This is a genomic window from Deinococcus taeanensis, assembly GCF_020229735.1.
In the GTDB taxonomy this organism is placed as follows: Bacteria; Deinococcota; Deinococci; order Deinococcales; family Deinococcaceae; genus Deinococcus; species Deinococcus taeanensis.
The window spans coordinates 101,311-113,207 of sequence record NZ_CP083455.1; the positions used below are offsets into that span (position 1 = coordinate 101,311).

9 protein-coding genes are annotated in these 11,897 nt (G+C 69.6%); 7 read left to right on the forward strand and 2 right to left on the reverse strand.

The window, feature by feature from the left end; genetic code table 11:
* Positions 1-70: 70 nt before the first annotated feature.
* The 4 genes from LAJ19_RS00510 (at position 71) to LAJ19_RS00525 (ending at position 4,675) form a co-directional block, all read left to right on the forward strand.
* Positions 71-514 carry a LapA family protein gene (locus LAJ19_RS00510; protein ID WP_225476397.1) on the forward strand — a complete coding sequence of 148 codons (444 nt, stop codon included), beginning with the start codon at positions 71-73 and terminating at the stop codon, positions 512-514.
* 110 nt (positions 515-624) lie between these two features.
* Positions 625-1,479 (forward strand): acetyl-CoA carboxylase, carboxyltransferase subunit beta, encoded by an 855-nt coding sequence (gene accD / locus LAJ19_RS00515; RefSeq protein ID WP_225476398.1) that lies wholly within the window; start codon positions 625-627, stop codon positions 1,477-1,479.
* Positions 1,476-2,456 carry an acetyl-CoA carboxylase carboxyltransferase subunit alpha gene (locus LAJ19_RS00520; protein WP_225476399.1) on the forward strand — a complete coding sequence of 327 codons (981 nt, stop codon included), beginning with the start codon at positions 1,476-1,478 and terminating at the stop codon, positions 2,454-2,456. The genes accD and LAJ19_RS00520 overlap by 4 nt, the downstream gene beginning before the upstream one ends.
* A 155-nt stretch (positions 2,457-2,611) precedes the next feature.
* Positions 2,612-4,675, forward strand: a complete 2,064-nt coding sequence (locus LAJ19_RS00525) for a prolyl oligopeptidase family serine peptidase (RefSeq protein ID WP_225476400.1) — start codon at positions 2,612-2,614, stop codon at positions 4,673-4,675.
* 39 nt (positions 4,676-4,714) lie between these two features.
* Here the strand turns inward: LAJ19_RS00525 and ttcA are convergent, their stop codons facing one another.
* Positions 4,715-5,599 carry a tRNA 2-thiocytidine(32) synthetase TtcA gene (gene ttcA, locus LAJ19_RS00530; RefSeq protein ID WP_225476401.1) on the reverse strand — a complete coding sequence of 295 codons (885 nt, stop codon included), beginning with the start codon at positions 5,597-5,599 and terminating at the stop codon, positions 4,715-4,717.
* A 233-nt stretch (positions 5,600-5,832) separates the two neighbouring features.
* On the opposite strand from ttcA, the gene LAJ19_RS00535 reads away from it, so the two are divergent.
* Positions 5,833-8,286, forward strand: a complete 2,454-nt coding sequence (locus LAJ19_RS00535; RefSeq protein WP_225476402.1) for a transglycosylase domain-containing protein — start codon at positions 5,833-5,835, stop codon at positions 8,284-8,286.
* Positions 8,287-8,331: 45 nt separating this feature from the next.
* Complete coding sequence (locus LAJ19_RS00540) at positions 8,332-8,571, forward strand: hypothetical protein (RefSeq protein WP_225476403.1); 240 nt, start codon at positions 8,332-8,334, stop codon at positions 8,569-8,571.
* Positions 8,572-8,644: 73 nt separating this feature from the next.
* On the opposite strand, the gene pnp is transcribed toward LAJ19_RS00540, so the two are convergent.
* Positions 8,645-10,810, reverse strand: a complete 2,166-nt coding sequence (pnp, locus tag LAJ19_RS00545; RefSeq protein WP_225476404.1) for a polyribonucleotide nucleotidyltransferase — start codon at positions 10,808-10,810, stop codon at positions 8,645-8,647.
* Between the two features lie 234 nt (positions 10,811-11,044).
* On the opposite strand from pnp, the gene dkgB reads away from it, so the two are divergent.
* The gene (gene dkgB / locus LAJ19_RS00550) at positions 11,045-11,854 is read left to right on the forward strand and encodes a 2,5-didehydrogluconate reductase DkgB (protein WP_225476405.1); all 810 of its coding nucleotides are present in this window, start codon (positions 11,045-11,047) and stop codon (positions 11,852-11,854) included.
* Positions 11,855-11,897: the final 43 nt, after the last annotated feature.

Genomic DNA, 11,897 nt, shown 5'->3' on the forward strand with positions numbered 1-11,897 from the left:
AGAAACGCCCCCCGTGACCGTAAACATTCCCGTAAGCAGCCGCCCCTGAGGCCGGTGTTACGCTGCACCTATGCGGACCGTCGTCCTGATCGTGGTGCTCGTGCTTCTGGGGCTGTTTGCCGTGCTGAACACGAACGCCCTGATGTACCCTCACACCCTGAGCCTGGGGTTCGTGACGTACTCCGGCGTGCCCATGGGCCTGATCCTGCTGATCCTCACCACCGCGCTGAGTCTGGTGTTTTACTTCTGGGCCGGCATTACCGGCCTGCGCGCCCAGGCGGACAGTGCCAAGCTCCTGCGGGACATGGAGGGCCTGCGCGTGAGTCTCGACCAGCAGGAGGGCAGCCGCTTCGCGCAGCTTCAGACGCACATCGACGAGCGCTTGCGCACGCTGGGGCAGGGCGCCGCCCAGCCTGAGGTGGCGGCGCTGCGTGAAAGGGTGGACGCCCTGCAGCGCGACATGAATCTTCAGCTGGCCCAGCTGGACGATTACCTGAAAAGCAAACTGGGCTGAGGCCCGGTCACGTGGCCGGGCAGGCCCTGTCGTTGAACCTGGTGCAACTCCCGCGGGAAGGCCCGCATAGAATGCGCAGGTAAGGATTTCATCCGGGAGGACTACACCGCATGGCGCTTGACCGTTTTTTCCGCCGCCGCCGCCCACAGCAGCAGACGGGCGCCGACGTTCCTGATCTATGGACCCAGTGCCCCGCCTGCAAGGAAGGGGTCTACAACCGCGACCTGGAAGCCAACGCCTACGTGTGCCCCAAGTGCAGCCACCACCTGCGCCTGGACGCCGCGCAGCGCGTTCAGGTGCTGCTTGACGAGGGCAGCTTCCAGCAGCTGTCGGGCCGCGTGCACCCCACCGACGCCCTGAACTTCAACGACACCGAAACGTACACCGAACGCCTGCGCCGCGCGCAGAAAAAAACCGGCCGGCCCGACGCGATCCTCACGGGCAGCGGCACCATCCAGGGGACCTCTGTCACGCTGGCCGTCATGGACTTCGCGTTCAGCGGCGGCAGCATGGGCAGCGTGGTCGGTGAGGAGATCGCCCGCGCCGCCGAATACGCGGCCGAGCACGGTACGCCCCTGATTATCGTGACGGCCAGTGGCGGCGCCCGCATGCAGGAAAGTGCGCTCTCCCTGATGCAGATGGCCAAAACGACAGTGGCCCTGGAGACCCTCACGCAGCGCGGCCTGCCTTACGTGAGCGTGCTGACCGACCCCACCACCGGCGGCGTCACCGCCAGCTTCGCCACCATCGCCGACGTGATCGTGGCTGAACCCGGCGCGCTGATCGGCTTCGCCGGCCCGCGCGTGATTCAGCAGACCATCCGCCAGAACCTGCCCGAAGGCTTCCAGCGGGCCGAATTCCTCCTGGAGCACGGCATGGTGGACGCCGTCGTGGACCGCCGCGAGCAGCGCGCGTACCTCGCGTCCCTGCTGGGCCTCCTGACCCGCCAGGAGGTCAGCGCATGACCACGCCCAACGCCACGCCCCCTGCGCCCGTCAGTCTCGACACCCTCAAGGAACTTGAGGCGCGGGTCCGGGACCTGGAACGGACCGCGCAGAACACCGGGCAGAACCTCGACGCGGCACTCAACCCGCTGCGCGCCGAGGTGGACCGCCTGCGCGCCCAGCAGACCCCCCGCGCCCTGAGCCGCTGGGAACGCGTGCAGCTGGCCCGCGCGCAGGGCCGCCCCACCGCGCTGGACTACGTGGACCGGCTGTGCACCGAATTCATTGAACTGCACGGCGACCGCCGTTACGGCGACGATCCGGCCCTGATCGGCGGCCCGGCCCGCTGGCAGGGCGTGCCGGTCATGCTGCTGCTTCAGCAGAAGGGCCGCGACACGAAAAGTAAGATCAAACGCCGCTTCGGCAGCGCCAACCCGGAAGGGTACCGCAAGGCCGTGCGCCTGATGGACCTCGCCGACAAGTTCGGTCTGCCGGTCGTGGCGCTCGTGGATACCCAGGGCGCGTACCCCGGTCTGGAAGCCGAGGAGCGCGGCCAGGGCTGGGCGATTGCCGAGAGCATCCGCCGGATGCTGAACCTGCGCGTGCCGGTCGTGAACGTCGTGATCGGCGAGGGCGGATCGGGCGGCGCGCTCGCCATCGGCGTCGGCAACCGCGTCCTGATTCAGGAGAACGCCTGGTACTCCGTGATCTCCCCTGAGGGGGCCGCGAGCATCATCTGGAAAGACGTCAGCAAAGCCCCACTGGCCGCCGAGGCACTGCGCCTGACCGCCCCGGACCTCCTGGAACTTGGCATTGTGGAGGAAGTCATTCCTGAACCCGCCGGCGGCGCCCACCAGAACCCCGAAGACGCTGCGCACGCGGTGGGGGAGGCCGTGACCCGGCATCTGCGCGACCTGATGGCCCAGACGCCCGACACCCTGAGAGCCACCCGGGCCGAACGCTTCCGCCGGCTCGGCGCGTACACCGAAACCCCCTGAGCGCCCCGCCTCGCTGGACCGCACGCCCGCCGGTGTGCGGTCCTTCTTGCATGCTGCAGGTCCCGGCTGCGCCCTGGGCCTGCTTGGTGCCCCGGAGTGCGGGCCGGGGGTCACAGGCCCGCCGGGAACCTCAGGCTCTCTGCCAGAGTGCCCAGGTGACCTCCACACCCCCGCCGACCCTGCCGGCCACCCGCCGGGACGACCACGTGGACACCTACACGGACGCCCACGGCGCGCCCGTTCATGTTCCCGACCCGTACCGCTGGCTGGAAGACCCGGACCACCCGGACACCCGCGCGTGGGTCGCGGCGCAGAACGCGTTCAGCGACTCGCACCTGAGCGGCCTGCCGGCCCGCGCCGCGTACCGGGACCGGCTGACCGCCCTGTGGGACGACGAGCGGCCCGGTGTGCCGTGGCAGCGCGGCGGGCAGTACTTCCGGATGTTCAACCCGGGGCTGCTGAACCAGCCTCTGCTGCAGGTGGCTGCGGACCCGCACGGGCCCTGGCGCACCCTGCTGGACCCGAACGCCCTGAGCGCCGACGGCACCGTGGCGCTGGGGGGCCTCAGCGTCAGCCGTGACGGGCAGGTGCTCGCGTACGCCACGCAGAGTGGCGGCAGTGACTGGCTCACGTGGCGCGTGCGGGACGTGCCGAGCGGGCAGGACCGGCCGGACGAGCTGCTCTGGAGCAAGTTCAGCGGCGCAGAGTGGCACCCGGACGGCACGGGGTTCTACTACAGCGCCTACGACGCGCCCTTGCCCGGCGGCACGCTCACCGGAACGAACAGCCAGCAGCGCCTGATGTTCCACCGCCTGGGCACCCCACAGGTGCAGGACACGCTGGTGATCGCGCGGCCGGATCAGCCCACCTGGGGCTTCAGCGCCCGCGTCACCGAGGACGCCCGCCACCTGATCGTGCACGTGTGGCAGGGCACCGACCCGCGCGGCCTGCTGTGGGTGCGTCCCCTGGCGGACGAGGGGCTTTTCACGGAACTTGTCGCGGCGTTCCGCGCCATGTACAGCGTGGTCGGCAGTGACGTTGACACCCTGTACGTCCTGACCGACGAGGACGCCCCGCGCGGGCGGCTGCTTGCCTGGAACGCCGCGACCGGGGAGCGCCGCACCCTCATTCCGGAAGGGCCCGACAAACTGGAGGAGGTGCGCGCGGTGCGCAGCGGCTTCCTGAGCCTGACCCTGCGCGACGCCAGTCACCGGCTGCACCGGCACGGCCGCCAGGGCGAGCGGCTGGGCGAACTGACCCTGCCGACCTTCGGCAGCGTGCAGCTCAGCACCCACCCGGCCTCCGACGAGGTGTTCTTCGGGTTCACGTCCTTCCTGTCCCCCAGCCGGCCCTACCGCGTGCGCCTTCCGGATGGCCTGCCCGAGGCCCTGTCCCCCGAACCGCAGGCCTTTGACGCGGCGGCGTTCGAGGTCACGCAGGACTTCGCCATCAGCCGGGACGGCACGCGCGTGCCGATGTTCATCGTGGCCCGCCGGGACCTCCCCCGCGACGGGCGCAACCCTGCCCTGCTGTACGGGTACGGCGGCTTCAACATCAGCCTCACGCCGGCGTTCAGTCCCGCGCGCGTCGCGTGGCTCGAACGCGGCGGGGTGTACGCGCAGGCCAACCTGCGCGGTGGGGGCGAGTACGGCGAGGAGTGGCATCAGGCCGGCACGCTGCGCCGCAAGCAGAACGTCTTCGATGACTTCATTGCCTGCGCCGAGCACCTGAGCGCGCGCGGCTGGACGGCGCCGGCCCACCTGGGGATTCAGGGGGGAAGCAACGGCGGCCTGCTGGTGGGGGCCTGTCTGACCCAGCGTCCGGACCTGTTTGGGGCGGCCGTCCCGCAGGTGGGCGTGCTGGACATGCTGCGCTACCACGAGTTCACGATCGGCTGGGCGTGGGCCAGCGATTACGGCCGCAGCGACGACCCGGACATGCTGAGCACCCTGCTGGCGTACTCGCCGCTGCACAACCTGCGCCCCGGCACCGCGTACCCGCCCACCCTGATCACCACCGGCGATCACGACGACCGGGTCGTGCCGGCCCATTCCTTCAAGTTCGGCGCGGCGTTGCAGGCGGCGCAGGGCGGCCCGGCGCCGGTGCTGCTGCGCATCCAGACCCGTGCCGGGCACGGCGCCGGAAAACCCACGGCGCTGATCATCGAGGAGCAGGCGGACATTCACGCGTTCCTGGAGCACCACCTGCGCCTGCGCTGACGCCAGACTGAGGGCACTGGGCAGCCCGCCCCTGTGCCCTCAGCCGAGCATGCCGAGTTCCTGAATGCCGCTCAGGAATTCCCGCCCGGGGTAGTCGTCCGGGTCGAACCCTTTGTCGCCCTCGGCGGGCGTGACGCTCAGGGACGCGAAATCAAACAGTTCCGGGTCCATCAGGTGGCTGGGCGTCACGCGGGTGAGGGCCCGGGCGATGTTCGTCAGGCGCCCGGGATGCTCGCGTTCCCACCCTGCGAGCATCTCGCCCACGACCCGGCGCTGCAGGTTCTCCTGACTGCCGCACAGGTTGCAGGGAATGATCGGGAACGCCCGGGCCTGCGCGTAGCGGATGATGTCCGCTTCCGCCACGTACGCCAGGGGCCGGATCACGACGTTCGTGCCGTCGTCACTCTGCAGTTTGGGCGGCATGGCCTTCAGGCGCGCGCCGAAGAACAGATTCATGAATAGTGTTTCCAGGATGTCCTCGCGGTGGTGGCCCAGCGCGATCTTCGTCGCGCCGATGGCGCGGGCGTGACCGTACAGCACGCCGCGGCGCAGGCGGCTGCACAGCGCGCAGGTGGTCTTGCCGGCCGGCGTTTTCTCCTTCACCACCGAGTACGTGTCCTGCGTCAGCAGGTCGTGCCGCACGCCCAGCGCCGTGAGGTACCGGGGCAGCACGTCCTTCGGAAAGCCCGGCTGCCCCTGGTCAAGGTTCACGGCGACAATCTCAAAGTCAACCGGGGCTTTCTTCTGCAGGTGCAGCAGTACGTCCAGCAGGGTGTAGCTGTCCTTGCCGCCGGACAGGCAGACCATCACGAGGTCACCGTCCTCAATCATGCGGTAGTCGCCGATGGCCTGGCCCACCCCCTTCACGATCGGCTGAAAGAGGCGGGTCAGGTCAGGGGCAGAGGGGAGGGCAGTGTGGGTCATGGTGCGCTAACACGTCATCCTACGCGGCGCCGGGCGGGGCAAGTGTTCCTGACGTCCGGGCTGCCCGGGCGCGCAAACCGTAAGGGCCGCTCATGCTTTGGGGGGATGAGCGGGCGGGGGGCGCGTGGCAGACTGCCGCGCATGACGGCCCACCCCGCCGCGCCGATGGAAAGCTGCCCCGACCGTGCCGGGCCGCCAGACCGCCGCCTGCCCACCGGGCTAGAGTGGACCCGATGAGGCTCTTTACTGTCCTGGGAGGCGTGCTGCTGGTCGGCGTGGCCAGCGCGGGCGGCCTGTGGTACACCTGGGGCCGCGATCTGCCCAGCGTGTCCGACCTGGACGTGCTGGAGTTCAGCGGGCAGACCCGCGTGTACGACCGCGCCGGGACCCTGGTGGGCACCCTGACGCCCAGCCTGGGTTCAGGCAGCAGCGTCAACCGCAACCTGCTGAAAGCGGGTCAGATCAGCCCGTGGCTGCACAAGGCTGTGGTGACCAGCGAGGACCGCCGCTTCTACCAGCATGGAGGCGTGGACATGGTCGGCATTGCGCGCGGCCTCCTGAAGGGCCTGCTGCAGAACGACCTGGAAGGCGGCAGCAGCATCACGCAGCAGGTCGTGAAGAACACCCTGCTCGATGACCTTCAAGGCGCGCGTACGGCGGAACGCAAGTTCAAGGAGGCGGTGCTGGCCTACCAGCTGGAACGCAACTTCGACAAGAAGCAGATCCTGAACGCGTACCTGAACGTGATCTACTGGGGGGACGGCGGCCGCAGCGACATCGTGGGAGCGGGCGGCGCGGCGCACGCTTATTTCCGGAAGGACGCCGGCGAGCTGAACCTCGCCGAGAGTGTGTACCTCGCCACGATCATTCCGGCCCCGAACCGCCGGTACAAGAACTTCAAGGCGTACCGGCCGCTCATGAAAAGCCTGCTGGCCCGCATGGTCGAGGACGACCAGATCACGCAGGCGGAAGCGGACGCCGCCTGGAAGACCCCGATCTATCCGGCCGGATGGCGCATCGGTTGGAACGCGGACGGCAGCGTCCGTACAGCCACCCTGGAACGCCCCGGGCGCCTGATGGAGAACCTGACCCTGACCGAAGGCGTCAACCGCTACCCGAATTTCTATTACCTGCAGGCCGTGGAGAAGGAACTGCTGCCCATCATCGGGCGCAAGGCCCTGTACGGCGGCGGGCGGATCTACACCGGCATGAGCGCCCAGGCGCAGGCGGCCGCCGAGCAGGCCAGCCGGGACGCCCGTCTGCCTGACGGCGCCACGCTGGGCGCCGCGCTGCTGCGGCCGGACAGCGGCGAGGTACTGGCCCTGGTCGGCCAGAAACTCACGGACGGCGGCCGCCCCAGCGACTGGAACAACGCCACGCAGGCCCGCCGGCAGGTGGGCAGCAGCGTCAAACCGCTGCTGTACGCCCTGGCCCTGGAGAAAGGCTGGAAGCAGAGCGACACGGTGCTCGACGCGCCCCTGAGCGGCGAATACCAGCCCATGAACTACAACCGACGCTGGAGCGGACGGTACGTCACCATGCGCTACGCCCTGGACCACAGCCTGAACCTGCCCACCGTGCGGATCGGGCAGGAACTCGGCGTGCCGGCCTTCGAGGCGAAACTCCGTGACCTGGGCCTCACGCCGCCCGCGAACGCCGGACTGTCCCTGACCATCGGCACGCTGGAAGCCAGTCCGCTGCAGATGGCCGCGGCGTACGCGACCTTCGCCAACGGCGGCCTGTACTTCACGCCCACCCTGGTGCGCAAGGTCGAGGACGCGCGCGGCAAGCTGCTGTACACCCGCCCTGCGCCCGCCGGGAAACGCGTGTGGGACGCCCGCACGGCGTGGCTGGGGCTGGACATGCTGCGCGGCGTCGTGAATGACCTGAGCGCCGCGCAGGGCGGCCTCGCCACACGTGCCCGCATCAACGGCTGGCCGGTGGGCGGCAAGACCGGCACCACTAATGACGTCAAGGACCTGTGGTTCGCGGGCGTCACCCCGAACGTCGCGGGGGCCGTGTGGGTCGGCCGGCAGGAAGGCGGCGCGCTGCCGTCCTGGGCGTACAGCGGCGAGATTCCCACGCCCGTGTGGCAGCGGGCCGTGGCCGGCACCCTGGCCGGGCAGCCGGAAGCGGACTTCCGCGAGCCGGACGGCATTGCGTACCGCGTGGTCCGCAACGTGAACATGGCCTTCCGCACTGAGGACGCCGACACTGAGCCTGTCGCGCGGGACGGAAGCGGCACCAGCCGCGGTTTCTTCGGTCGTCGCCGTGTGCCCGCCGCGCCCGCGCAGCCCAGCGCCGTACCCGCTGCGGCCCCGCCGGAGGAGGCGCCCCCGGCCGAGCAGCCTGCAGCTCCGGAGGAGACCCCAGCCGCGGCCGCCGAGACTCCGCCCGCCGAGACGGAGGTCGAGGTGACACCGGAAGTCCCGGTGACGCCCACCCCAACCCCCGACCCCACGCCCACACCGGCCCCGACGGCCACGCCGGATTCAGGCGCTGCGCCCGCCCCGGCGCAGGAGGTGCCGGTGCAGGACCCGCCCGCTCCGCTGGAAGAGGAACCGGTCATCTCTCCTGACCCCGGCGCGCTTCCCGAGGACCCTGAACCGGTCGAGCCGGAGCCGACGGACCCCGGCGAGGCGCAGGACCCGAACGACCCCATCAATGACCTGCCTCCACTGGAATGAGGGCCGGCGGCCGGGCGTCTGGACCGGCTGCATTACACTGCGGGCATGACCGCATTGCACTGGCCCCTGGCCCTGCTGGCCTCCGCGCTGGCGCTGAGCAGTGTGCTGCTGCTCACGCGGGCCCTGCCGCGTGTGTCCGTGCCGGGCGTGATCGGTGAACTCCTGACCTTCGCTCTCGTGGGCGCGCTGCTGCTCACGGGGGCGCCGCTGGCGTGCCTGCTGCTGGTGCTGCTGGCCGGGCTGGCCGGGACTGCGCTGGGCCTGTACCGCTTCCTGAACCGCTGAACACCATCACGGTGCACGCCGCGCCCCAGTTCAGGGGCGCGGCGTGTAACGTGGTCGTTCGTGCTCTGCGGGTTCAGTCCCGGCGGGGCGGGCGGCCCCCGCGGTCCCCGCCGGGGCGGCTGGGACGTGCCTCGCGCGGCGCGATCTTCCCTTCAAGTTCCGGCCGGATCAGGTCGATCTTGCCGCGGTCGTCAATGTTGGCGATTTTCACGCGCAGCTTGTCACCCACGTTCATGACGTCCTCGACAGCGTTGATGCGTTCCTCACTCATCTGGGAGATGTGCAGCATGCCGTCCTGCCCGGCGAACAGGTTGATGAAGGCCCCGAACGGCGCGGTTTTCACGACCGTGCCCTCGAACTCCTCGCCGACCTTCGCCTCGCGGGTGATGCCCTCAATACGGGCGCGGACGGCCTCGGCGGCCGCGCCGTCCGCGCTGAACACGCGGACGGTGCCGTCCTCCTCCACGGTGACCTGCGCGCCCATGGCCTCGAGTTCGCGGATCTGCTTCCCGCCGGGCCCAATGACCTTCCCGATGAGTTCCGGGTTGATTTTCAGGCTGACGATCCGCGGCGCGGTGGGCGAGAGCTCCGCGCGGGGCGCGGGCAGCACCTCGGCCATCTTGCCCAGGATGTGCAGGCGGCCCTCGCGCGCCTGGGCGAGCGCTTCACGCATGATCTGCGGGGTGATGCCGCCCACCTTGATGTCCATCTGCAGCGCCGTGATGCCTTCAGCGGTGCCGCACACCTTGAAGTCCATGTCGCCCAGCGCGTCTTCCAGGCCCAGGATGTCCGTCAGGACGCGGTAGCGTTCCCCTTCGATCACGAGGCCCATCGCCACGCCCGCCACGGGCGCCTTGATGGGTACCCCCGCGTCCATCAGCGCCAGCGTGCCGGCGCACACGGTCGCCATGGAACTCGAGCCGTTGGATTCCAGCACCTCGCCCACGAGGCGGATCACGTACGGGAACTCCTCGAAGCTCGGCAGCACCGCGCGGATGGCGCGCTTGGCAAGGTGCCCGTGCCCGATCTCGCGCCGGGACTGACCGCCCATCCGCTTGACCTCCCCGGTGGAGTACGGCGGGAAGTTGTAGTGCAGCAGGAACTTGTCGCCGGTGTCCGTGGTGAGGTCATCCACGAGAATCTCGTCGCGTTCGGTGCCCAGCGTGGCGACGCCCAGCACCTGCGTCTCGCCGCGGGTGAAGATGGCGCTGCCGTGCGCGCGGGGCAGCGCGCGCGCCTCAATCCAGATGGGCCGCACGGTTTTCGCGTTGCGGCCATCGGCGCGCAGGTCGTCTTCAAGAATCAGGCGGCGCAGTTCCTGTTTCTCGACCTTCCCGAACGCGCCTTTCAGGGCCGCGATCTGCTCCGCGGCGCCGTCGGCCGTGGCGTCGGGGACGCGCTCGGCAATCACGCGGTCACGCAGCGCCTTGAGGGCGGCCGAGCGGTCTTTTTTCTTCGTGGTCAGCAGCGCGCCGCGCAGGCCCGCGGCGCGCGCCGCTTCGGCGAGTTCCGGCACGAGGTCGGTGCTGAGATCGCCGTCGGACAGGAAGTTGAATTTCTCCTGGCCCAGCTCGGCGCGCATCTGCTCGATCAGGTCCAGGACGCCCTGCATGCCGGCGTGCGCGAACTCGATGGCGGCCACGAGGTCCTCTTCGGTCACGTTCTGCGCGCCCGCCTCGACCATCATCACGGCGTCACGCGTGCCAGCCACCACGAGGTCCATGCGGCTGCGCCCGAGCTGTTCGGTGGTGGGGTTCAGGATGAACTGCCCGTCGATCTGGCCCACGCGCACGCAGGCGGTCGGGCCGTTCCAGGGAATGTCACTGACGCTCAGCGCGGCGGACGCGCCGATCGGGCCGAGGACGTCCGGCATGTTCTGCTGGTCGGCGCTGAGCACCGTGATGATGACCTGCGTTTCGTGACGGTAGCCTTTGGGGAACAGCGGCCGGATCTGCCGGTCGGTGATGCGTGCGGACAGGATCGCCTTCTCACCGGGGCGGCCCTCGCGGCGGTGGAAGCTGCCGGGAATCTTCCCGACCGCGTAGTGCCGCTCCTCGAATTCCACGGTCAGGGGCAGGAAGTCCAGGGTGCTCTTCTCGTCGCGGGCCTGGGCGGTCACCAGCACCACAGTGTCGCCGTAGCGCAGGGTCACGGAACCACTCACCAGTTTGGCGAGCCGGCCCGTCTCGATGCTCAGTTCACGGTCCCCGAGCATCGTCTTATAGGTCTTTCCAATCATGGAAGGCAGTCTATCCCGCTGGGGGAGGCGTGCGCCGTGAGCACGCTCAGCGTTGCGCCGGCACGGCGCGGCCCGCTCGCCTGGGCCGCCCCGTGCCGGACGCCGTGGAGCTGGGCACCCCGGGATCACCCTTCTCTCCTGGCCGCGGTGGCGTGCGGCCGGCGTCCCTGAAGGCCAGGTGAAGCGTGGGGCTGGCCGCGCGTGGCAGAGTGCCAGCTGAACAGGAGGTTGAACATGACGGTACCGAAGTTTGGTGTGGGAACGTTTCGCCTGAAAGACGACGTGGTACGCCGGGTGGTATCCGACGCGCTGGAACTCGGGTACCGCGCCATTGATACGGCGCAGGGCTACGACAACGAGGCGGAGATCGGCGAGGTGCTTGCGGGCAGCGGCGTGCCGCGCAGCGAGGTGTACGTCACCACGAAAATCAAACCGCCGAACTACCGCCGGGACGCGCTGCTTGCCAGCCTGCGTGAAAGCCTGGAGAAGCTGCGGCTGGAGCAGGTGGACCTGACCCTGATTCACTGGCCGGTCCCGAACGGCGAGGTGCGCCCCGAAGAGTATCTCAGTGCGCTGGCAGAAGCGCGGGCGCTGGGTCTGACCCGTGAAATCGGCGTGTCGAACTTCAACATCGCCGGGCTGCGGCAGGCGCGTGAGGTCCTGGGAGACGTGCCCCTGGCAACAAACCAGGTGGAAATCCACCCGTACCTGCAAAACCGCCGGCTGGTGGCCTTCGCGCAGGAGCAGGGGCTGCACCTGACGTCGTACATGACCCTGGCGGTCGGCAAGGTCATGGGAGATCCCGTGATGCAGGCCATTGCGGCGGCGCACGGCGCGAACCCGGCGCAGGTGGCGCTCGCCTGGGCCATGCAGCAGGGGTTCAGCGTGATTCCGTCCAGCACGAAACGCGAGAACCTCGCCGGGAACCTCAGGGCGCAGGACCTGCACCTGACGGACGAGGACATGCGCCGCATTGCGGGGCTCGAAGAGGGCGAGGCCGCCCGCATCGCCAGCCCCGAAAGTGCCCGCCCCGTCTGGGACTGACCTGCGCCTGAAAACCATCCAGTATGGCCCCCCTGACCGGGGG